Origin of the sequence: Mitsuokella jalaludinii DSM 13811 (assembly GCF_000702905.1) — a bacterium.
In the GTDB taxonomy this organism is placed as follows: domain Bacteria; phylum Bacillota; class Negativicutes; order Selenomonadales; family Selenomonadaceae; genus Mitsuokella; species Mitsuokella jalaludinii.
In genome coordinates this window covers 108,899-129,757 of sequence record NZ_JNKR01000002.1, presented here as the reverse complement: position 1 = coordinate 129,757, position 20,859 = coordinate 108,899, and the positions used below count along the sequence as shown (strand labels likewise).

At 55.5% G+C, this 20,859-nt stretch carries 23 protein-coding genes; 18 read left to right on the top strand and 5 right to left on the bottom strand.

Annotated features, from left to right (window positions below; all coding sequences use genetic code 11):
* The first annotated feature begins 2 nt into the window (after window positions 1–2).
* The 13 genes from T518_RS02790 (at window position 3) to T518_RS11335 (ending at window position 12,137) form a co-directional block, all read left to right on the top strand.
* On the top strand, window positions 3–422 hold the full coding sequence (locus T518_RS02790) for a M67 family metallopeptidase (RefSeq protein WP_051652160.1): 420 nt from the start codon (window positions 3–5) through the stop codon (window positions 420–422).
* Between the two features lie 327 nt (window positions 423–749).
* Window positions 750–1,610: a 4Fe-4S binding protein gene (locus T518_RS02780; RefSeq protein WP_036374826.1), complete on the top strand. Its 861-nt coding sequence runs from the start codon at window positions 750–752 to the stop codon at window positions 1,608–1,610.
* Complete coding sequence (locus T518_RS02775; RefSeq protein ID WP_036374823.1) at window positions 1,607–1,864, top strand: sulfurtransferase TusA family protein; 258 nt, start codon at window positions 1,607–1,609, stop codon at window positions 1,862–1,864. Before T518_RS02780 ends, T518_RS02775 begins: the two co-directional genes overlap by 4 nt.
* A gap of 39 nt (window positions 1,865–1,903) precedes the next feature.
* The gene (locus tag T518_RS12090) at window positions 1,904–2,200 is read left to right on the top strand and encodes a hypothetical protein (protein ID WP_162177191.1); all 297 of its coding nucleotides are present in this window, start codon (window positions 1,904–1,906) and stop codon (window positions 2,198–2,200) included.
* Window positions 2,201–2,224: 24 nt separating this feature from the next.
* A complete protein-coding gene (locus T518_RS02770; protein WP_081828394.1) occupies window positions 2,225–3,526 on the top strand; it encodes an ammonium transporter in 1,302 nt (433 codons plus the stop codon).
* Between the two features lie 7 nt (window positions 3,527–3,533).
* A complete protein-coding gene (locus T518_RS02765) occupies window positions 3,534–3,890 on the top strand; it encodes a P-II family nitrogen regulator (protein WP_036374817.1) in 357 nt (118 codons plus the stop codon).
* Window positions 3,891–4,168: 278 nt separating this feature from the next.
* Entirely contained in the window at window positions 4,169–4,546 is a 378-nt protein-coding gene (locus T518_RS02760; RefSeq protein WP_148485458.1) for a hypothetical protein, read from the top strand.
* Between the two features lie 481 nt (window positions 4,547–5,027).
* The gene (locus T518_RS11945) at window positions 5,028–5,180 is read left to right on the top strand and encodes a hypothetical protein (RefSeq protein WP_155948045.1); all 153 of its coding nucleotides are present in this window, start codon (window positions 5,028–5,030) and stop codon (window positions 5,178–5,180) included.
* Between the two features lie 174 nt (window positions 5,181–5,354).
* Entirely contained in the window at window positions 5,355–5,816 is a 462-nt protein-coding gene (locus T518_RS02755) for a YadA C-terminal domain-containing protein (RefSeq protein ID WP_051652159.1), read from the top strand.
* A gap of 26 nt (window positions 5,817–5,842) precedes the next feature.
* Window positions 5,843–6,064 (top strand): helix-turn-helix domain-containing protein, encoded by a 222-nt coding sequence (locus T518_RS02750; RefSeq protein WP_036375080.1) that lies wholly within the window; start codon window positions 5,843–5,845, stop codon window positions 6,062–6,064.
* A 473-nt stretch (window positions 6,065–6,537) separates the two neighbouring features.
* Window positions 6,538–6,786, top strand: coding sequence for a helix-turn-helix domain-containing protein (locus tag T518_RS02745; protein ID WP_081828392.1), 249 nt, complete (start codon window positions 6,538–6,540; stop codon window positions 6,784–6,786).
* A 45-nt stretch (window positions 6,787–6,831) separates the two neighbouring features.
* Window positions 6,832–7,707 (top strand): MerR family transcriptional regulator, encoded by an 876-nt coding sequence (locus tag T518_RS02740; RefSeq protein WP_036374811.1) that lies wholly within the window; start codon window positions 6,832–6,834, stop codon window positions 7,705–7,707.
* Window positions 7,708–8,117: 410 nt separating this feature from the next.
* On the top strand, window positions 8,118–12,137 hold the full coding sequence (locus tag T518_RS11335) for a YadA-like family protein (RefSeq protein ID WP_162177190.1): 4,020 nt from the start codon (window positions 8,118–8,120) through the stop codon (window positions 12,135–12,137).
* Window positions 12,138–12,239: 102 nt separating this feature from the next.
* Here the strand turns inward: T518_RS11335 and T518_RS02720 are convergent, their stop codons facing one another.
* The 4 genes from T518_RS02720 to T518_RS02705 all read right to left on the bottom strand — a co-directional run bounded on the left by T518_RS02720 (window position 12,240) and on the right by T518_RS02705 (window position 13,691).
* Window positions 12,240–12,479, bottom strand: coding sequence for an RpnC/YadD family protein (locus T518_RS02720; protein ID WP_155948042.1), 240 nt, complete (start codon window positions 12,477–12,479; stop codon window positions 12,240–12,242).
* Window positions 12,480–12,487: 8 nt separating this feature from the next.
* Window positions 12,488–12,781: a helix-turn-helix domain-containing protein gene (locus tag T518_RS02715; protein ID WP_036374799.1), complete on the bottom strand. Its 294-nt coding sequence runs from the start codon at window positions 12,779–12,781 to the stop codon at window positions 12,488–12,490.
* A complete protein-coding gene (locus tag T518_RS02710; protein WP_036374791.1) occupies window positions 12,781–13,134 on the bottom strand; it encodes a type II toxin-antitoxin system RelE/ParE family toxin in 354 nt (117 codons plus the stop codon). The genes T518_RS02715 and T518_RS02710 overlap by 1 nt, the downstream gene beginning before the upstream one ends.
* Before the next feature lie 293 nt (window positions 13,135–13,427).
* Entirely contained in the window at window positions 13,428–13,691 is a 264-nt protein-coding gene (locus tag T518_RS02705) for an RpnC/YadD family protein (protein WP_155948040.1), read from the bottom strand.
* Between the two features lie 154 nt (window positions 13,692–13,845).
* Between T518_RS02705 and T518_RS02700 the strand changes: the two genes are divergently transcribed.
* Both T518_RS02700 and T518_RS02695 read left to right on the top strand, forming a co-directional pair.
* Window positions 13,846–15,108 carry an AAA family ATPase gene (locus tag T518_RS02700; protein ID WP_036374787.1) on the top strand — a complete coding sequence of 421 codons (1,263 nt, stop codon included), beginning with the start codon at window positions 13,846–13,848 and terminating at the stop codon, window positions 15,106–15,108.
* A 236-nt stretch (window positions 15,109–15,344) separates the two neighbouring features.
* Window positions 15,345–15,776 carry a hypothetical protein gene (locus tag T518_RS02695; protein WP_162177189.1) on the top strand — a complete coding sequence of 144 codons (432 nt, stop codon included), beginning with the start codon at window positions 15,345–15,347 and terminating at the stop codon, window positions 15,774–15,776.
* On the opposite strand, the gene T518_RS02690 is transcribed toward T518_RS02695, so the two are convergent.
* Window positions 15,716–16,651, bottom strand: coding sequence for a LysR family transcriptional regulator (locus T518_RS02690; RefSeq protein ID WP_051652157.1), 936 nt, complete (start codon window positions 16,649–16,651; stop codon window positions 15,716–15,718). The genes T518_RS02695 and T518_RS02690 overlap by 61 nt on opposite strands.
* Before the next feature lie 180 nt (window positions 16,652–16,831).
* Here T518_RS02690 and T518_RS02685 point away from each other — a divergent pair, with 180 nt between their 5' ends.
* The 3 genes from T518_RS02685 (at window position 16,832) to T518_RS02675 (ending at window position 20,705) form a co-directional block, all read left to right on the top strand.
* Complete coding sequence (locus T518_RS02685; protein ID WP_155948039.1) at window positions 16,832–18,349, top strand: UxaA family hydrolase; 1,518 nt, start codon at window positions 16,832–16,834, stop codon at window positions 18,347–18,349.
* Window positions 18,350–18,548: 199 nt separating this feature from the next.
* Window positions 18,549–19,889: a purple acid phosphatase family protein gene (locus T518_RS02680; RefSeq protein ID WP_081828390.1), complete on the top strand. Its 1,341-nt coding sequence runs from the start codon at window positions 18,549–18,551 to the stop codon at window positions 19,887–19,889.
* A 135-nt stretch (window positions 19,890–20,024) separates the two neighbouring features.
* On the top strand, window positions 20,025–20,705 hold the full coding sequence (locus T518_RS02675; protein ID WP_036374783.1) for a class I SAM-dependent methyltransferase: 681 nt from the start codon (window positions 20,025–20,027) through the stop codon (window positions 20,703–20,705).
* The last annotated feature ends 154 nt before the right edge of the window (window positions 20,706–20,859 follow it).

Sequence of the window (20,859 nt, the reverse complement as noted above, 5' to 3'; positions counted from 1 at the left end):
GCATGATCATTCATCTGAAACTGGCGGACTATCTCGCAATGGTGCAGCACGCGCGCAAGACCGCGCCCGTCGAGGACTGCGGCCTGATTGGCGGCCGCATCGACGAAGCGACCGGCGAGAAATTCGTGGAGAAAGTCTTCTTCCTGACGAACACCGATCACAGCGAAGAACATTTCTCCCTCGACCCGAAGGAGCAGTTCGCCGCAGTCAAGGAGCTGCGCGCCCAAGGACTCGAGCTCCTCGGCAACTGGCACAGCCACCCCGCATCCCCCTCCCGCCCGAGCGAAGAAGACAAGCGCCTCGCCTACGACAGCCGCGCGAGCTACTTCATCCTCTCCCTCAACGGCGGCGAACCCGTTTTGAACAGTTTCCACATTGAGAAACGGACCGACGTGAGCAAAGAGGACTTGCGCATCCGCTGATTTTCTCTTCATCGGCGATGAGCTGAGAGGAACGCCTCGAGCATCTCAGGAAGTGAGGGAGGGGCTGGCCCTTAGCGGAGCTTTGACGGTCTGCGTGAAGAACCGGTTTTTTGCCGACCAGAATCCTTGCCAAGGAGCGTCGTCCAAGCGGAGCGCGTTTAGCTCCTTGGCAAGGCTGCCATAAAAGGCAAAAAACAGGTTTAGCAGACCGTCACGCGCAGCGCCGGGCCAGCCCCTCCCGTCTTCCCTCATTGATGAGAACGTCATCTATCTACTATCTATCTCATCTAGCAATCATAATGTATGTATATCTTAGGAGGAATTCCCATGGCAGTTGATTATAAAGAGCTCAAAAAAGGCGGCTTCATGCGCCAGCGCCAGAAAGACCATTTCTCGATGCGCCTGAAGTCCGTCGGCGGCCACTTCACCGCGGCCCAGCTCGGCACCGTGCAGAAAGTCGCGGAGCAGTACGGCAAGGGCTACGTGCACCTGACCTCACGCCAGGGCATCGAGATTCCCTTCATCCGCCTCGAGGATATCGACGCCGTCAAGAAAGCCCTGCACGAGGGCGGCGCCTCCGTCGGCGTCTGCGGGCCGCGCGTGCGCACGATCACGGCCTGCCAGGGCTGCGCCGTCTGCGCCTCGGGCCTCATCGACACGCAGCACCTCGCGCAGGAGTTCGACAAGCGCTACGGTGGCCGCGAGCTGCCGCACAAGTTCAAGTTCGGCTTCACTGGCTGCCACAACAACTGCCTCAAGGCCGAGGAGAACGACTTCGGCGTCAAGGGCGGCGTCGAGCCGAAATGGTCGTCCGATTCCTGCACGTTCTGCGGCGTCTGCGAAGCTGTTTGCCCCGAGAAGGCCATCACGGTCAAGGCAGACGAGGGCAAGGTCGTGCTCGACGAGTCGAAGTGCGTCTACTGTGGCAAGTGCATCAAGAGCTGCCCGACGGACGCCTGGCAGGGCAAGGCCGGCTTCGTCATCTCGTTCGGCGGCCTCTACGGCAACCGCATCGCGATTGGCCGCCATTTCCTGCCGATCGTCTTTGAAGAGGAGAAACTCTACGAACTCGTCGACACGACGCTGGCTTTCTTTGAGAAGTACGCGAAGCCGAGCGAGCGCTTTGCCAACTGCCTGGACCGCGTCGGCTGGGACAAGCTGGAAGAGGAGGTCAATAAAGTATTATGAGTGAAGCAATGAAGACCGACGGCACGATCGACATCACGGATGTCGTCTGCCCCATCACCTTTGTCAAAGTCAAGCTAGCCCTCGAAGATCTCGAGGACGGCCAGACGCTTGCCGTGCACCTCAATGACGGCGAGCCGATCCAGAATGTGCCGCGCAGCCTCAAGGACGAGGACCACAAGGTCCTCTCCGTCAAGAAGCGCGAGGACGGCACGTACGACCTCATCGTCAAGAAGCATGGACTTCTGTCGGACTGAGCAGGGTGGCTCAGAACGAAATACTGTATACATGTAAATTTGTTGTTGACGAATGCAGGTGACCCTGCTATTATAGAGACATCAGCAAGAGGCAATGGAGCCCCGAAGAATCAGGTACCGGATTCTTCGGGGCTTTCCTGTTCACTGGCTGGTACACTTTCCGTTGAAATCCCCAAAACAAACAGCGGCCAGGAATGGACAAAGGCGTCCGGCGGGCATGAGAAACCTCATCGAGGCTCATGCCGCTGGACGCCTTTTGCATTTGGCCCTGATTCAGCGGCGGGTGAATGGAACGGAAAAAGCTATTATATTTTCCAAGCGTTGCAATCTTTTTGAGCTAATGGAAAGGAATGGATTCTTATGATTGACACTGGCGATACGGCCTGGGTGCTCATCAGTGCAGCCCTGGTCTTTGTAATGACACCTGGTCTCGCGTTCTTCTACGGCGGCATGGTCCGCAGCAAGAACGTCCTGACGACCATCATGCAGAGTTTCTTCATCATCGCGATGATCTCCGTTGAGTGGGTCATCCTCGGCTATGCCATGACGTTCGGCACGGACATCGGCGGCTTCATCGGCAGCCTCGACAAGGTCGGCCTTGCCGGTGTCGGCCTCAACGTCCTCGAGAACGGCACGATCCCGGAGCTCGCCTTCGTCGCCTTCCAGTGCATGTTCGCCGTCATCACGCCGGCCCTCATCACGGGCGCGTTCGCAGAGCGCATGCGCTTCGCAGCCTTTGCTGTCCTGATCCTGCTCTGGGCCATCTTCATCTACAACCCGATGGCTCACTGGGTATGGGGCGGCGGCTTCCTCGCAGAGCTCGGCGCGCTTGACTTCGCCGGCGGCCTCGTCATCCACATCCTTTCCGGTGTGTCCGGCCTGACGATCTGCATCTTGCTCGGCACGCGCCGCGGCTACGGCCAGTTCGCCATGATTCCGCACAACCTGCCGATGACGGTTCTCGGCGCAGCACTCCTCTGGTTCGGCTGGTTCGGCTTCAACGCCGGCTCGGCTCTCGGCGCAAACGGCCTCGCCGCCAACGCATTCGTCACGACGCAGGCAGCAGCTGCTGCTGCAACGGTCTCCTGGGTACTCGTTGAGTGGTACCGCAACGGCAAGCCAACCATCCTCGGCGCGGCTTCCGGCTGCATCGCCGGCCTCGTTGCCATCACGCCAGCTGCCGGCTTTGTAAAGCCGATGCCGGCGCTCGCCATTGGTTTTATCGGTGGTATTGTCTGCTACCTCGCCGTCGCTGTCCTCAAAGAGAAGCTCGGCTACGATGATTCGCTCGATGCCTTTGGTGTTCACGGCATCGGCGGTACCTGGGGCTCCATCGCAACGGGCCTCTGGGCTACGACGGAAGTCAACCCGGCCGGTGCTGACGGCCTCTTCTACGGCGAAACGCACCTGCTCTTCGCTCAGGTCGTTTCGGTTATCGTTGCTTATGCTCTTGCCATTGTCGGTACGTACATCCTATTCAAGATTGTCAGCCACTTCATGAAGGTCCGCGCAGACGAGACGGAAGAAATCGCAGGGCTCGATGTCGTCGAGCACGGCGAGCGCGGCTATGCCAGCGCCATGATGGCCGGCAGCCCGATTGCATCCCTCGAGAACTCCAGCGAGATGCTCGCAAACACGATTCTAAGTACGCAGAAAGAGTGAGGCAGCTATGAAGATCACGAAAGTAGAAATCATCACACGTGCCAGCAAGCTCGAAGAACTCAAGCAGGCACTCAACGATATCGGCGTGCTCGGCATGACCGTCAGCCAGGTGTTCGGCTGCGGCCTGTCGAAAGGCCACACGGAAGTCTACCGCGGCAAGGAATACGACATCAACCTCGTCCCGAAGATCAAGCTCGAGACCGTCGTCTGTGAGATTCCGGTCGAGCGCGTGCTCGAAGTTGCACAGAAAGCCGTGCGCACAGGCAACATCGGCGATGGCAAGATCTTCGTCTACGAGCTCACCGATGCCGTCCGCATCCGCACCGGCGATCGCGGCCCGGAAGCCATCATGGACACCAAATAAGGTATCCTGAACATATAACTCGAATCCTCATAACCCCATAGATTTGATGTATCCCCAAATGGAGGGCCCCGCAAGGGGTCCTTTCTTATATAAAAAATCCTGCCGAAAGCACCGCATTCCGGCAGGATTTTTCTTGTTTGCCGCGAAATAAGAGCGTAGGAAAGAATTGCCAGAAGGCAACTCCTTCTGGCAGGACAAGCAAAACGATGATTCTGATTCATCAGAAAGGGTGTGTTCCTATGAGACATACTGATTTTGATGTGAGGTTGGACGGAATCATGGTACGTGCAGCAGTCCGTCTTCACGAGAGGATGGCGTTCGCTTTTGCGCGCGGCAGCCTCGCAGATTACCTCAGGAAAATCGGAATGGCAGAAGAACTCGGCCTTGGCCCGCAGCACAATGCGAACCTTGCCAAAGTCGAAGACGCCGTCCTCATCCTGCTCGCGCAGAAAATCCGCCGGGCGAGGAAGAGCGGCACACTCAAGAGCGTCCTGCAGCAGCTCAACATGCTCGAACTGCTGCAGAAAAAAGAGCGTCCGGGCAAGATAGGACACAATGTGAAACATCTGCGCCGGATCCAGGCAACCGGGAAGAAACAGGACGAGCAGCCCCCCATGGGAAACGTCATCTCCGTTCATTTCCGCTCCATTCCCTGACACAGCAAGAGATTTTGTTACAAGTACAACAAGAGGCATAGGAGTTGCGGCTCCTATGCCTCTTGATTTTTTATGCATTCGTTGTTCACCGTTGCGCTCTGTCAGAAAGCCAGCCCGTTATCCCTGGCAATCTTGCGGACTTCTTCGAGTGAGAGGCTGGTAGAATCGGTGATGACGCTTACAGGTAAGTGATGGCCTGACGGATAGCCGTCCTGAGTTCGAGCCCGTTTTGCAGGCCATCGCGGACCTTCTGGACGAAGATGCTGTAGCTCTTGATGTTGTTGATGATGCATTCTCTTTGCCGAAATCGTATGCTATAATAAAAGAATCGGGAGCATGCTTGCTCCCGATGGCCACCAACGGTAGGCGGTTGTCCTCTCTATCAGATTACTTTGATGTTTGACGATGGAGGGATTTTTGTACGCCCTCCACAGCGGACTGTTGCTTTGCGGCAGATCTCAACTGGAAGGAGGGGATGCGCATGAACGAAGGAACGCTCTATGGCATTGTCATGAATGTCCTCGGATTTGCGATTGCTTGCTTTTCTCTGGGCTACGCTCTCGGGAAAGACAGAAGCACAAAAAATGACCGCCAAGCTCACAACTATACGGTCATCTTTTTGATCAACAGTTGAGGACAACCGTCTACGGTGGCCTCTTTTTCTATGTCTATTATAGCACGGCGGAAAGGTACGCGCAAGCTCTCCAACCGTCGACAGTGAATTCTAACTCAATTGGCCATTCTGGGCGTGGTTAGATGCATGTGATTTGAATCCATAATCAAGGAAAACAATACCGTCGGCCAGAACTTGTCCGCGCTGGACACTGGCCTCAAGACGACGAGCCGCCTCATCGAGAACGACATCAGCCGTGCGGCGGCGGGCAGCAATGCCCTGGCGGCGCTGCATCCGATACAGGAATTCGATCCGGACGACAAAGCGCAGTTCGCGCTTGGCTACGGCCATTACCGCAATTCGAATGCAGGCGCGGTTGGCGCGTTCTACCAGCCGGATGAGAACAGCCTGTTCTGCTTCGGCGTTTCGTTCGGCAATGGCGATGTGGGCCTCAATGCGGGCGTGACCGTCAAGTTCGGCCCGGGCGGCTCGGACCACCATGCTCTGACGAAGACGCAGATGGCCAAAGTCATCGACGCACAGTCGAAGGGGACCGACGAGCTCAAGAAGGACAATGCCGACAAGGATAAGCGCATCGATGCTCTCGAGCAGAAGATGACGGAAATCCTTGCCAAGCTCGACAAGAGTCAGGGCTGATGGCTGGAAAGGAGAAGACATCGCAGATGACAAGGAATGTCGCCGTGTGGTCCAAGCGGCTGCGAGAACTCCGCCAGGCCAACAATCTGTCGCAGACAGATGTGGCGAAGGTCCTCCGCTGCAGTCAGGTCGCGTGCGGCATGTACGAGCTTGGCAAGCGCCGAATCTCGGTTGATAACCTCGTGAAGCTGGCAAGGTACTACCATGTATCGCTCGACTACCTGGCCGGACTCCAAGATCAGGGCTGATTGACATCACGCTTCCATAGGATGAACAGAAGGCCGTGTGGCAAATGACACACGGCCTTCTTAGTGTCTTGTTTTATAACAATGTGCTATACAATCTGTAATCGCAATTTCATAATATCACACACCTGCAAGATAAATACATCCTTTTTCTGTGTGATCTATCTCATTTTTTCTGCAAGACAGCAGAATAGTGGTATGTATTCAAGGGAAGTCGTAGTACAATACAGACAGAAGGAAGAACTTCTCTTGTATATTGGCAAATATATGGATTGTATTTCTGAATCTGTAAAATCAAAATGCATATTGACCCTAATCTTAAGATATGGGTTATGATAAAACTAAACGTGCATTAGCCATATGGCAGATGCATGTATGAGAACAGTCCCGTTATTTTTAGAAAGGAATGTCATTGTCATGGATGTACAGGTTACAACCGCAAAGTGCACAAATGTACACGGGGGGGGGACGTCGCGATGGGGGAATGTCAGCCTAAGGCGGATGGAGCCGCCCTGCGTCATACGCCTAGTATCTGGGCAAAGAATCTAAAAGATCTGCGTGAGCGCAATAACTTATCCCAGGCGGATGTCGCCAAGGTCCTGCACTGCAGTCAGGTCGCCTATGGCATGTATGAGCTCGGCAAGCGCAAGCTGCCGATAGAGCGGCTCATCATACTGGCGAAGTATTATCATGTATCGTTGGATTACCTGGTTGGGCTTGCATGATGAGACTGTGGCAGCCGAGATGACAGCATTCGCGGAGGGATAATCATGAAGAACAACAAGATTACAATCGGCCAGATGGCCAAGTTGAATCATACGACATTGGCGACACTGCGGCTCTATGATGAGAAAGGACTGCTGAAGCCGATAGAGGTCAATCCGAAGAGCAACTACCGCATCTACGATGTCAGGCAGAGCATGGTGTTCCACATGATCCAGCACAACAAGGATCTAGGCCTGAGCCTCAAGGAGATTGCGGCTATCCTGGATCACTCCAGTGCCGACTTCCTAGTGCATACGTATAGCCAGAAGGTCGTTGAGCTGGACCGGAAGATGCGTGAGCTGCAATGGCAGAAAAGAGAGCTCCAGAAGGTCCTTCGCTGGAATGACTATTTCACACACCGGCCGCCCAAGGACACCTTGACGATTGGGTACGTGCCGTCATCCCATGTCTACATGAAGAAGGCGGTGCGCAATTACTTCCAGGAGGATTTCGGCAGCGTCGTCTACGATCTCTCGTGCATGGAAGGAGAATTGCACAAGAAGAAAATTCGCGGCGTCTATCCGTACAATGCCTTCCTGACGGTGAAACAGGAGGATTTCCTCGCGGGGCGCTGCCGGGCAGATCGGATTGGCATGATCGTCCCCGATGACAGCACGGAGAAAGTAAAGACGGAGACGTACGAGAGCAGTACGTGTGCCTGTGTCTATTTCGAAGATTTTGAGCAGGCCCCGGCCTACATGGAGAAGCTCCTGGCCTACTGCCAGCAAGAGAACTGCACGCTGATCGGCGATGTCACCTGCCAGATCATCGGCGTCCTTGATGCGCAGGATTTCCGCAAGACCGCCGAAACCCTGCGCTTCCAGGTGCCTATCCAAAGAGATGACAGCAGCGCGCCTTCAGCAGAAAGCATATCCGGTTGACCCCTCACAGCATGCGACATTATCCCTGCCGCATGCTGTTTTTATCTCCAGCAACAACAAATTGATATATCATACATATCTAAAGAACGATGATAGATAACAATGTCGAGATTGACTGTGCGACAACAATAGGTCTTATCCTAAAACTAAATTTAATCATATGAATTCAGTGATAAATGAGAGTGGAGGGGAAGACCGAATGAATCGAATCTACAAAGTCATCTACAAGCAAGGCACGACAGTGCTACATCGTCGTGTCCGAACTTGCTAAGCGGAACCACAAGAGCAGTCAACCGTCTATCGACCATAGCACCCCAGCCCCGGCCCGCATCATCGCCATGGCTCTCACCGCCGGTGCCCTGACGTGGGGATGCACGCCAGGCATCAGCTGGGCCGCGGACAAGGATATTGTGGACAAAGGGGCCCAGCCCATTGCTTACGACATCAGTCCGGTCAACGATGGGACCAATATTGCCATCGGCAAGAATGCCAAGGTCTTTATCGGCGGCGGGACACAGGAATCTATGCTTTCGTTTGGAGAAAAAGCAGACCCCACTATGTGGCATGGCTTAGTCCAGACGGGCTGGAATATTCACTCGAATGAACATGCTAAAAAGAATTTACCCGAGGCTATTGCAATAGGAACGAATTCGTATGCCCGTACAGGCTCCATCGAAATCGGTGCTCATACACTGGCAGAAAATAAGATTTCCATCGGTGATACCACAGCAGACCAACTGCGTCAGTTTGGTGTAGCTTCCACTACTTTGGGGACCAATTCCTATACCGGCGGCGGTTTTGCTACTACCATTGGCAGCTATAATGTACAGACTAATCAGTATGAAGCGGCCGGTCTTTCTGATACGGGCAATGCTACAAAAAATGCTTTTGCTACAGTTATCGGCACCTTTAATTCTAATGAGTCTTTATCAAGTTATGACTCTACTAGTGGTGTAGCCAATATGATTTCCGGTACGGCCAACAAAGTGACCAACAGCAATGGGGCCATCGTTATGGGCGCAGGCAATAGCGTCAAAGACTCCATCGCTTCATTTGATACGTCTGCTTACAGTTCATTGTTCAAATCTGCTGCCGATATGCAGAAAGCTCTGATGGATGGTGTTGCCAGCAGTGCAGGCGGTGCTACCCTGGTCATCGGCGGTGGCAACAGCGCTGAAAAGACCCAGAATTCACAAATCATGGGCGTGGGGAACTCCATGAAATCGACGACTTACAAGAAAGTACAGTACAACTATCTGGATGGGTTCAACAGTTCCATTACCGATGCCAGCCATGTAAAGGTACTGGGTCAGAGTGTTACGATCAATAAGGGCGCTGATTCCAATACGGTCATCGGCGATTATCGCACCGTAGCAGAAGGCCAGACCCATAACGTGATTATCGGCAATGCCGACGAAAAGACGCCAATCACAACCTCAAATAAAGACACTGTCATCGTCGGTCATAATGCCAATGCTAAGGTCGATGGCGGTGTGGCCCTTGGTGCAGGTTCGGTAGCTTCTGTTGATAAGGATGCAGTTGGTTATGATCCGTCTGGAACTGACCGCAATAAAGATACAAGCGGCATTTGGAAATCGACGGCGGCTGCCGTTTCCGTCGGCGATGCTTCTAAGAACATTACCCGCCAGATTACTAACGTCGCAGCTGGCACGCAGGATACGGATGCCGTCAATGTGGCTCAGTTGAAAGCGGCTCAGACGCATTTCTACAGTGTAAATTCCACGGATTCTACTGCAAAGAATTACAAGAATGATGGCGCTACCGGAACTAATGCTCTGGCGGCAGGTGTTGGAGCAAACGCAGATAAGGCGAGTGCCGTTGCCATCGGCGATACGGCTTATGCAGGCAGTGCTAACGGTGTCGCTATTGGTACTGGCTCCTGGATTCGTTCCAGCGACGGCAAACCGAATGCCAACGGCGGTGATGTAGCCATCGGCCAGGATTCCCATGTTGATTCCTATGTTAATCAGGGTGGCAGCATTGCCCTTGGCCAGAATGCACGTGTTGAAAATATGTACGGCAATACCGAGAAGAACTGGGCCTTTGGCCAGACTAAGTTTGATGACAATAACATTCCGCTTACACCGGGAAATGAAGCCGGTGGTATTGCCATTGGCCGTAACAGCTTTGCTCGTACAGGCAGTCTGATGGTCGGTTCTCATATGTATAAAGGGGCCATTGCCGATATAGACGTAGATGGTACAGATTCTCAGAAACTGCGCGATAACTTCAATAACATCAATATGACGACCCTTGGCACGAATAGCTTCAACAACGGCACGTTCGCTACTGTAACGGGTGCTTATTCCGCTACGACGGCCAAGAAGAAGATTCAGAACTTCGCAGCTACCGTAGATGGTTCGCTGAACAGCATTGAATCGTATAAATATCAGGATAAGGACGCAGCTGATAATTCGGGCGTGGCTAGCAGCATCGTCGGTACGGCCAACCGGATTGCCAACTCCAACAATACGACCATTCTCGGTGCGGGCAATGAAGTCACCAATTCGCTGACCGATATCGAGGCTCCGACGGAAGGCGGCGATTCGGCCAAAGCGCTTCAGGATACATTGAAGGGGAAACTTCAGCAGGATGCCAAGGGAGCTGTTGTGGTTTCCGGTATCGGCAATACCGTTGATTCGTCTCATGGCGTATCCGTACTGGGTTCCAGGAACGTCGTCAAGACGACAGATAACATCCAGCTCCTCGGTGATAACCGTGAAGTGACAGGCGCAAATGGCTCTGTCATCATCGGCTCGGCTGACAGCAAGATGACGACATCGGTAACTGATGCAACGATTCTCGGCCATAATGCCAACGTCGAAAAAACAGGCGGTGTAGCCATCGGTGCCGGTTCTGTAGCTGCTATCGATAAGGATGCAGTTGGTTATGATCCCGCTACAAAGAAGGCATCGACTGATACGTCTTCTACCTGGAAATCGACGGCGGCTGCAGTTTCGGTCGGTCGTGCAGAAGAAAAGGATAAAGACGATAACGTAACTACCCCGGCTATTACCCGTCAGATTACCAACTTAGCTGCTGGCTTCAACGATACGGATGCAGTTAACGTGGCACAGCTGAAGGCCGTGATGAATCTGCCTGTTCAGATCTATACCGGCGGTAAAGTTGCCAGTGGTGTGTATACAGGCGGAAACCAGATTGCAAAGGATATGACGATCAGCAATCTGCAGTTTGACTTTGGCGATGGCTTGTTAGCACGGGAAGTCGGCAGTGAAGGCGACAAACGAGTATTGGTTACGTTGGATAAAGATGCTCTGAAAGATGATCCGGACTTCAAAGGCCCGAAAGGAGACAAGGGAGACAAAGGCGATACCGGTGCAACTGGTGAACAAGGCCTGAAAGGAGACAAGGGCGACAAAGGTGATACCGGTGCAACTGGCGAACAAGGCCCGAAAGGAGACAAGGGTGATAAAGGTGATACCGGTGCAACTGGTGAACAAGGCCCGAAAGGAGACAAGGGCGACAAAGGTGATACCGGTGCAACTGGTGAACAAGGCCCGAAAGGAGACAAGGGCGACAAAGGTGATACCGGTGCAACTGGAGCCCAAGGTCCGAAGGGTGATAAAGGTGATACCGGTGCACAAGGGCCTGCTGGTAAAAATGGTAAGGATGGCAAAGATGGTGGCGTAGGTACTGTCAAGGGCGATGGCTCGAATATCACTGTGACAAATACAGAGACAGATCCGACAAAACCGGCAAATTACCAGGTATCTCTGAACAAAGGTATCCAAGTCAATAATGCAACGGCTAAGAACATCACGACAGATCATCTTACGGTCAATGAAGATGCTTCCATCGAGAAAGGCTCAAAGGCTGCCGTCAATGCAGGCACGGTCTACAACGAGACGCGCGTCCAGAAGGATGGCACGTACGTGAAATCGTCCAACACGGCTGGTGAGAACATCTCGGCGCTCGACAGCCAGGTGGCTTCGAATGCTTCGAGCATCACGAACATCAATGGCCGTGTGAACAACCTCGACAGCAAGATCAACAAGGTCGGTGCCGGTGCGGCGGCTCTGGCGGCGCTGCATCCTCTTGATTTCGACCCGGATGACAAGTGGGACTTCGCTGTTGGCTACGGCAACTACCGCGATGCCAACAGTGCGGCTGTCGGCGCGTTCTACCGCCCGGATGAGGACACGATGTTCAGCCTCGGCACGAATTTCGGCAATGGCGAGAACATGATCAATGCAGGCGTCAGCTTCAAGTTCGGCCCGAAGGGCAAATCCCAGATCCGCCCGGGCTCCACGCAGGAGATCACGGAGCTGCGCGCAACCGTCGCCCGTCAGGACGATCAGCTCAAGAAGCAGGACAGCGAGATCAAGGAACTCAAGGCCATGGTCCAGCAGCTCCTCGCCGCGCAGGACAAGAAAGCAGCAACCAAATAACATCGCATACCTTGCTGCAAGCGGGTACAGCAAGAGGCATAGGGGCCACGGCTCCTATGCCTCTTGTTTTTTTATGCAATTGTTATTCACCGTCGCGCTCCGTCAGAAAGCCAGCCCGTTATCCTTGGCAATCTTGCGGACTTCTTCGAGTGAGAGGTTGGTCGAATCGGTGATGACACCTACAGGAAGCCCTTTCTTCAAGAGTGACAGTGCGACTTTCATCATGTCATTGCGTTCACCACGTGCCTCTCCACGTGCTTCTCCGCGTGCCTCGCCGATAGAAATACCGTCTTCCTTCGCGACTTCGAGTGCGCGTTTCTGATCCCATTTGAAGTTGACCATGTCGAACATTATGCATGTATCTCCCTCTTTGGCTCGAACGAAACCTTGAGAACCATTCCCATGCCATCTGCTAACCGTTGCAGGATCTTCAAGGATGGGTTGCGGGCACCGCTCTCAATGCGGCTGATCTCAGTCTGTGCAATACCCGTCTTTTCGGCCAATTCCTTTTGCGTAAGGTTCTGCCGGTTGCGAGCCTCGACAATTGCGCGGATGATGTTGATCTCAGGCTCCGATTCAGCGTATGCTTTTGCAAATGCTGGGTCCTTCATTCGCTCGGCTTTAAATTCTTGTAAGCTTTTCATCATAAATCCTCCTGTTGCTGTATGTAGTCTGCACGCCGCTCTTTTGCTAAGCGGATTTCCTTTGGTGGTGTCTTGTTGGTCTTTTTGATGAATCCATTTGTTATAATGATTTTACCACCGAGAAAGAAGAAGAAAAGAGCACGAGAGATGTTGCTAGATTGCTTACATCTCAGCTCAAAAATACCATCGCCCAAAGGCTTTGTGTAAGGTTCACGCAAGTCGGTCCCCTTTTCTTCCAAGAGTTCCATCATCTGCACCATCTTAGCCTGCATTTTGTTCTCTAGACTCAATAAAAAATCTTCTACGGGTTTCTTGCCGTCTGTTGTTTCATAAAATTTGACTTCAAATCTCATATACTCCTCCTGTTTATATTTTATGAGATATATCTCATAATGTCAACCCCTAGAATGTTGCTAGATCCCAGATTGTGCATCGTCAACAATTTCCAGCGCTCCTTTGGCAGCGACTGGCATAAAAAATGGCAGGGCAACGTCGGCATCAACTGGCAGTTCTGAGCGCCGCGCGATGGGCAATACCGCAACCATCCCCTTGGGGGAGTTCATCACAAAGACAACAAGAGGCATAAGAGCTACGACTCCTATGCCTCTTGATTTTTTATGCATTCGTTGTTCACCGTTGCGCGCTGTCAGAAAGCCAGTCCATTATCCTTGGCAATCTTGCGGACTTCCTCGAGTGAGAGGTTGGTCGAATCGGTGATGACACCTACAGGAAGTCCCTTCTTCAAGAGCGACAGCGCGACTTTCATCATGGCATTGCGTTCGCCAATCAGCTTACCACGCACCTCTCCACGTGCCTCTCCACGCGCTTCGCCACGTGCCTCACCAATAGAAATGCCGTCTTCCTTCGCGACTTCGAGCGCGCGTTTCTGATTCCATTTGAAGTTGACCATGTCGAACACCTCATTTTCTTCTTATATCATACCAAAAGATGTGTCGTCAGAGTCCCCGGCACTCTGGCACACCATAGACGCATTACCAGAGGCGCGGCACCCTTCGGATGTGCTATAATGAAAAAAACGGCAATAAGTAAAAGGTGGTGACAGTATGCACAAGGCAATGCCAATCGGCGTGGAAGACTTCTGCGAATTGCGGAAGGGGTATTATTTTGTCGACAAGACGCGGTTCATTCGGCAACTGCTGGATGAGCATAGCAAAGTGACGCTCTTGACGAGACCGAGGCGGTTCGGCAAGACGCTGACGATGAGCATGCTCGACTGGTTCTTTTCCATTGATAAGGCAGACAAGAGCCGTGAACTCTTCGTGGGGCTGGACATCGAGCGGGCTGGGGCGTCGTATATGGGGGCGTGCGGGCAGTATCCGGTGGTGTTCCTGACGTTCAAGGATACGAATGGTCTGAGCTGGGAGATGATGCAGGGGCTGTTTTCCAGTTACATCAGCATGCTATTTCTCCGGTACACCTATCTGCTCGACAGCCCGCGCGTGCAGGATCCGTTGAAGAAGCGCTTCCAGCAGATTGTAGAGATGGAAGCGGATGAAGCGCGCCTTTCTGCGGCGCTGGCTCTCTTGATGGAGATGCTGCGTCAGCATTATGGGCGGCAGGTCATCCTGCTCATTGATGAATATGATGCACCTGTCCAACAGGCTTGGGAGAATGGTTTTTATCGGGAATGCATTGCCTTCCTGAAGCAGTTGCTCGGCAGTGCGCTCAAGAGCAATGACAATCTGGCATTTGCTGTGCTGACTGGCGTCCTGCGTGTGGCTAAGGAAAGCATTTTCAGCGACCTCAACAACCTCGATGTCTGCTCTGTCTTGAGCACGCGCTATGACGACGTCATCGGCTTCACGTCGGAGGAAGTCACCGAGATGGCGCATGATCTGGGACGCGAGGACCGCCTGCCTGAAATCCGAAGATGGTACGACGGCTACCATTTTGGTGAAGTGGAGATTTACAACCCGTGGTCAGTCATCAATTTCTTCCGCAATGACCGCTTTGGCGATTACTGGGTCAATACCTCTGGCAATGGCATCCTGCGCGCACTGCTCGAAAAGGCGGATGCGCAGCGGATCGAGGCACTGCAGACGCTCCTGGATGGCGACACGATACAGGTTACGCTGAACGAGCGCGTCATCTATGAAGATATCGGGCGCGACAAGAGTGCCCTGTATACGATTCTCCTGCTGACCGGCTATCTGACCACCACCACATCAGTCGCCACCCGCCGCAACCGCTATGCCCTGCGCATCCCCAATAAAGAAATCCGCGACATCTATGCGACAGAAATCCTCAACCACATGAGACAGAATTCCAAAAGCGAGGCATACAGAATGTATGGAGGTATGGGATAGCCTTTTGCGACAAGAAAGTCTACGTGATTGCAATATAATGCAAGGGTGCGCTCAAGAAAGTTACTTTCTTGAGCGCACCCTTTGCTTATCCTGTTGAGTGCCGTACGGATTCTAATGGATATCCTCTTTTTTGTCTGGCCGGAAAGGTGTAAAATGCGGACAGGGTTTCGTGTTTTGTTGGAATTGAGGGTTTGTGTATGAATCGGAAAACCAGGGCAATCCTATCGTTGGCGGTGATGCTTTCTTTGGGCACGGCGGCTCCTGTCTGGGCGGCAGAGGTGCCGTCTGCGCCGCAAGTGCAGCAGCAGGAGCCGGACTTTGTCACGACGGCCGACCAGGCCATCCGGGATGTCCGGACGGTGGGGGTTGTCGATACGGATGGCTCGAAGCTCAAGGCCATCGTGCTCTCGTATGATCGGCCGATACCGGCTGCGGCGGTCGATGCGAGCACGTTTGCCATTGAGGACTACGGCATGACGCTTCGCGAGCAGGATCTGACGCAGGGCACGTCGCCCGGCGCGCTCAAACGGGTCTATGTCAATGATGTGCCGGACACAATCGCATCGCCATCTGGATGTACTATCCGGAGGCGATGCGATTTTTTGTGTCAGATTGCGCTGGCCTGCGGCATGAGGCCGATGAACTGCTGGACGGCTTCTGACGTGTAGCGCTTGGGATTCGTCAGGGCGTAGAAGCTGCGCCGGCTCTCGGGGGCGGCGAGGCGGTAGAATGAGAGACGGCTGTTCTTGTGGACGATGAGGCGGTCGCTCAGGAAGGTGGCGGCGAAGCCTGCTTCGGCGAGGCGGTAGGCGGTGGCCATCTGAGAGAGCTCCATCTTGACCGCGGGCTCGATGCCTGCCCGGTGGAAGAAGCGCATGGCGCGGTCGTGCAGGTTGTTGCCGCTGCGCAGCAGGATGAAGGGCTCTGCGGCAAAGTCCGTGAGGTCGACGCTCGGGCAGCCGGGGTCGAGGTGCCGCCCGGCGAGGATGTCTGCTGCCGTCAGGCGCTCGCGCTGCGCGTGGCGGGGACCGTCCCCGGGGATGGCCAGCAGGATGGTGTCGGTGAAGGCGGGCGTGCTCGCGAAGTTCTTTATGACGCAGTCGTCACAGCTGAAGGTCAGGTCGATCTCGCCCTGCTCCAGCATGTGGGCCATCGCGTGGGAACTGCCTTCGAGCAGGTTCAGGCGGATCTGCGGGAAGGCCTGGTTGAACGCGGTGAGGATGCGGGGCAGGATGTAGGCGTTGATGAAATGGCTACTGCCGATCGTGATCTCGCCGCGCTTTAGCTCGCGGATGTCATCGAGTTGATGGCGAAGGTCCTGTTCGAGCGCCCGCGTCTGCTCGATGGCCCGGAGGTAGACGCGCCCGGCGGTGGTCAGGCTGATGGGGCGCGTGCTGCGGTCGAAGATGGGCATGCCGATCTTGTCTTCGAGCTTGCCAATCGCGATGCTCAGGGCCGGCTGGGTGATGAAGAGCGCCTGCGCGGCCTTGGAAAAGCTCTTCTGCTTGTAGACTTCATAGACGTAGCGCATGTCCTGCTGCATATGCATTCCTTCTTTCTGCTGTCGTAGCGCTGCAGGGAATCTGTCTCTATTATAATCCTGTATTTATCCGGATGTAAAATCTATAAATTGGAATAAATAGGGAAAATGCGGTATGCTTTGGGTAATGACGAAAGACGAAGACTTTGGATTCACGGAATCGAGAAGAGCGGAGGAATGAACATGGAACAGAGCATCAATGCATTGCTGATGGACGAACACGATAATGTCGTGACGTGTGTCAAGGAAGTGAAGCGCGGACAGAGCGTCGCCTATCAGGACGGCGCAGAGCTCCGGACGCTCGTGGCGGAGGAGGATATCCCGTACTGCCACAAGATTGCGCTTGAAGATCTCGCAGAGGGGGCGGAGATCTTCAAGTACGGCGAGAGCCTCGGCAAACTCGTCGATCCGGTTAAGAAGGGCCATTGGGTCAACGACCAGAACTTAAAGAGCGTGCCGCGCGACTATGAGAGCGAGCTTGCAGGCGATGACTTCGTGATGCAGGCCAAGCAGTCAGCCGGCGCGCCGGACCTCGCGCCGTTCTCGTTCTGGGGCTACCGCCGCGCGGAGGGACGTCCGGGCGTGCGCAATCACATCCTGATCCTGCCGACGTGCGCCTGTGGCAGTGAGTGCTGCCGCATCGTCGCGAGCCAGGTGCGCGGCGCGGTCAACATCGTCTTCAACACGGGCTGCTCGGATGTGGCGGCCAATACGGCCATGAGCCAGAAGGTGCTGACGGGCTTTGCCTGCAACCCGAATGTCTACGGCGTCGTCATCATCGGTCTCGGCTGTGAGACGGTTCCGCATGCGGCGCTGCGCGAGAAGATCCAGAAGATGACGAGCAAGCCTGTCGCTTCGTTCGGCATCCAGGAGGAGGGCGGCACGCTCAAGACAATTGAGAAGGCCGTGCGCGCCGCGCGCGACATGGCGCAGCAGGCCGGCATGCAGCAGAAGGAGCTGTTCCCTGCGTCGGAGCTCCTGCTCGGCATCGAGTGCGGCGGTTCGGATGCGACGTCGGGCATCGCCTGCAATCCGGCTGTCGGCGAGCTCAGCGACATCCTCGTCGACATGGGCGCTTCTGCTATGATGAGCGAGTCCATCGAATGGATCGGCGGCGAGCACATCCTCGCCAAGCGTGCGGCGACGCCTGAGATCCAGCGCCAGATCATCCGCGTCTGCGAGGCGTATGAGGCGCATCTCGGTGCGGCAGGCCAGGATTGCCGCGCCGGCCAGCCGACGCCTGGCAACAAGGCGGGCGGCCTCTCGACGCTCGACGAAAAGAGCCTCGGCTGCATCCGCAAGGGCGGCACGCGTCCGATCGTCGAGGTCCTCGAGCAGGCGGAGCGCCCGACGAAGCGCGGTGCGCTCGTCATGGATACGGCGGGCTACGACATCTCGTCGGTGACCTCGATGGCCGCGGCGGGCTGCCAGGTCATCATCTTCACGACGGGCCGCGGCACGCCGACGGGCAATGCCATCGTGCCGGTCTGCAAAGTCACGGCCAATGAGCGGACGTACCGCTGCATGGAGGACAATATGGATGCTGACCTCAGCCCCATCGTGCGCGGTGAGAAGTCCGTCCCGGAGATGGGCCGCGCGCTCGTCAAGGAGATTGCATCCATTGCCAATGGCCGCCTGACGAAGGCTGAGGCATTCGGCTTCTCAGACATCGCAGTCGATCACGTCTGCCGCTACGTCTGATTGCAGCACATCCCCCTGTCGCTGTCCCCCTGAGCCATGCCTCGGCTCTATGACTGCTGCTTCGCGATAAGCATTTCGCAAAGCGGCAGTTTTTTTGTATGATAGAGGCAGGCAGGATTTTCAGGTGAATTTTACAAAGACTTGCTAGAATAAATACAGTGAGTTAGCTTGCTCGTTTTGAATCAGGAAGGGAATTATCATGGATAACGATCACGATAGACAAGATCATGGCCGCCAGGAGAATGAGGCGCAGGGCAGGACGATGTCGCGGCGCAGGTTCCTGGCCATCTGCGCGGGTGCTGTGGTGCTGGCAGGCGGCGGCTGGGCGCTCTCGCGCACGGAGCTGGCGGGACGGCTGGCCAAGCATGCGCTCGGTGCAGCGCAGGGCAAGCCCGTCCTGCGCGATCTGCGCCAGGTCATCGCATCGGACAATGCCCATGCGCGCACGATCATGTGGCAGGCGGATGTGAAATGGACAGATGCGGTCGTCGAGTACCGCCTGAAGGGCGAGAAGGCCATCGAATCGAGCCCGGCTGCGCGCGAGTCGTTCACGGACGACGGCGTGACGGTCGAGCTCTACACGGCAAGGCTCTGCGGACTGGAGGCGGGTCAGCCGTATGAGTACCGCATCAAGGCGGACGGCCAGTGTGATGACTGGCACGCGCTGCAGACGGATGACGGCGGCGCATTCTCGGCGCTGATGTTCCCGGACTCGCAGTCGAATGACTACACGGACTGGAAGCATCTCGCGCAGGGGGCGGCAGAGCGCAATGAAGGAGCAGACTTCTTCATCAATATGGGAGATCTCGTCGACAACGGCGAGGACCACCGCCAATGGGAGGCGTGGTTCGACGCGGTCGCGGGCATCATCGACCGTATCCCCGTGGCCCCCTTGATGGGCAATCACGAGACCTACAACGAGGACTGGAAGGTCCGCGAGCCTGTGGCGTACCTGCACGAATTCGCACTGCCTGCAAACGGCAGCGAGGAGTTTGCGGGACGCTACTACTCGTTCGACTACGGCCCGGCGCACTTCATCGTGCTCGACACGCAGACGGAGGAGGCAGCGGATTTCCATCAGGGCCTGCTTGAAGCGCAGCAGGCGTGGTTCCGCGAGGATGTCAAGAAGACCGACAAGACGTGGAAGATCGTGCTGATGCACAAGGACCCGCTGCAGTACCGCATCACGAACCGGCCAGACCGCAAGGAGGGTTTCTCGGACGAGGGCCGTGCCTGGATGCCGCTCTTCGATGAGGCGGGCATCGATGTCGTCTTCTCGGCGCACCTGCACACGTACCGCAACCGCGGCCATATCAAGGACTTCCAGCGTGATGCAAGCGGCCCGCTCTACGTCTTGACGGGCGTCGCGGGCAATGTGCGCTATCCGGGGCTCTGGGTCGACCATGCGCTCGACAAGGTCATCGCGCCGCAGCCGGAGACGGACAATTACCTGACGCTCTGCGTCAAGGATGCGAGCGTGGAGATTGCCTGCTTCCTGCCGGACGGCACGGAGATCGACCGCGAGACGTTGCGGAAATAAGACGCTCGAAAACAGGACAATCCAATACCATTTCCATCCCATCTGTGACAAATCCCATATCCAGCCGCCCGCCTGCGTGATAGTATAGTAGGTAATATGAGAAGCGATACAGGCAGCGGAAAGGTGAGGGATGAGATGGAGCGCAGAGAGATCGTGCACAATGCGTATGCAGTCGTCGGACAGCTCAGCAAGGGATACGACGGCATGATGAAGAATGAGAGCCTGCTCGGCAGGCTTGCCAACCGCTTTTTCTGGCAGCTTCGCGGGCCGCGCTACGAGTCGTTCGTCCGGCAGGCGTTCCAGGGGCTGCCGGAGGACTTTTCGGGCACGCTGCTCGAGGTGCCAGTCGGCACGGGCGTGCTCTCGCTGCCGCATTACCGCAGGATGAAGTCGGCGCGAATCGTCTGCCTCGACTACTCGGAGCAGATGCTCGCGCAGGCGATGGCGTCGCCTGCGGCGCGCGGCCTGCATCAGGTGGAGTTTGCGCGCGGTGATGTCGGCAATCTGCCGTATCTCGACAGCTCATTTGACTGCGTGCTCTCGCTCAATGGGCTGCACGCGTTCCCGAACAAGATGGCTGCCTTTTGTGAGACGCATCGCGTGCTGAAGAAGGGCGGCACGTTCACGGGATGCTGCTACATCAAGGGGCAGAACCGGGTCACGGATCTCTTTGTCCGGGCGTTCTGCGTGCCGATGGGGTTCTTCACGCCGCCTTTTGATACGGCGGAGAGTCTCGAGGAGCGGCTGCGCAGCATGTACCGGGAGGTCATGGTCACGCGGACGGGATCGTTTGCAGGATTTGTCTGCAGGAAATGAGTGGGGCTACGACGGGGCGAGGGGATATCTGTCGGCTTCGTCGCTCCGTTGAATGGTCCCCATGTGAGTGCGCGGGGCATTGGCGGTTCGCCGCCTGCCGCGGCGCTTTGACATCGCAGAGCCTTGACACGGCCTGCTTGGGGACCAGCCCTGC

What these genes read in the sequence shown, in the direction of transcription:
- T518_RS02760 (WP_148485458.1), top strand. Translation starts at nt 4,169, where the DNA reads ATGGTACGTGCAGCAGTCCGTCTTCACGAGAGGATGGCGTTCGCTTTT.
- T518_RS02710 (WP_036374791.1), bottom strand. Translation starts at nt 13,134, where the DNA reads ATGAGATTTGAAGTCAAATTTTATGAAACAACAGACGGCAAGAAACCC.
- T518_RS02705 (WP_155948040.1), bottom strand. Translation starts at nt 13,691, where the DNA reads ATGGTCAACTTCAAATGGAATCAGAAACGCGCGCTCGAAGTCGCGAAG.
- T518_RS02675 (WP_036374783.1), top strand. Translation starts at nt 20,025, where the DNA reads ATGGAGCGCAGAGAGATCGTGCACAATGCGTATGCAGTCGTCGGACAG.
- T518_RS02740 (WP_036374811.1), top strand. Translation starts at nt 6,832, where the DNA reads ATGAAGAACAACAAGATTACAATCGGCCAGATGGCCAAGTTGAATCAT.
- T518_RS02720 (WP_155948042.1), bottom strand. Translation starts at nt 12,479, where the DNA reads ATGGTCAACTTCAAATGGGATCAGAAACGCGCACTCGAAGTCGCGAAG.
- T518_RS02745 (WP_081828392.1), top strand. Translation starts at nt 6,538, where the DNA reads ATGGGGGAATGTCAGCCTAAGGCGGATGGAGCCGCCCTGCGTCATACG.
- T518_RS02700 (WP_036374787.1), top strand. Translation starts at nt 13,846, where the DNA reads ATGCACAAGGCAATGCCAATCGGCGTGGAAGACTTCTGCGAATTGCGG.
- T518_RS02690 (WP_051652157.1), bottom strand. Translation starts at nt 16,651, where the DNA reads ATGCAGCAGGACATGCGCTACGTCTATGAAGTCTACAAGCAGAAGAGC.
- T518_RS02715 (WP_036374799.1), bottom strand. Translation starts at nt 12,781, where the DNA reads ATGAAAAGCTTACAAGAATTTAAAGCCGAGCGAATGAAGGACCCAGCA.
- T518_RS02680 (WP_081828390.1), top strand. Translation starts at nt 18,549, where the DNA reads ATGGATAACGATCACGATAGACAAGATCATGGCCGCCAGGAGAATGAG.
- T518_RS02790 (WP_051652160.1), top strand. Translation starts at nt 3, where the DNA reads ATGATCATTCATCTGAAACTGGCGGACTATCTCGCAATGGTGCAGCAC.
- T518_RS02775 (WP_036374823.1), top strand. Translation starts at nt 1,607, where the DNA reads ATGAGTGAAGCAATGAAGACCGACGGCACGATCGACATCACGGATGTC.
- T518_RS02765 (WP_036374817.1), top strand. Translation starts at nt 3,534, where the DNA reads ATGAAGATCACGAAAGTAGAAATCATCACACGTGCCAGCAAGCTCGAA.
- T518_RS02750 (WP_036375080.1), top strand. Translation starts at nt 5,843, where the DNA reads ATGACAAGGAATGTCGCCGTGTGGTCCAAGCGGCTGCGAGAACTCCGC.
- T518_RS02780 (WP_036374826.1), top strand. Translation starts at nt 750, where the DNA reads ATGGCAGTTGATTATAAAGAGCTCAAAAAAGGCGGCTTCATGCGCCAG.
- T518_RS11945 (WP_155948045.1), top strand. Translation starts at nt 5,028, where the DNA reads ATGAACGAAGGAACGCTCTATGGCATTGTCATGAATGTCCTCGGATTT.
- T518_RS02770 (WP_081828394.1), top strand. Translation starts at nt 2,225, where the DNA reads ATGATTGACACTGGCGATACGGCCTGGGTGCTCATCAGTGCAGCCCTG.
- T518_RS02695 (WP_162177189.1), top strand. Translation starts at nt 15,345, where the DNA reads ATGCTTTCTTTGGGCACGGCGGCTCCTGTCTGGGCGGCAGAGGTGCCG.
- T518_RS02685 (WP_155948039.1), top strand. Translation starts at nt 16,832, where the DNA reads ATGGAACAGAGCATCAATGCATTGCTGATGGACGAACACGATAATGTC.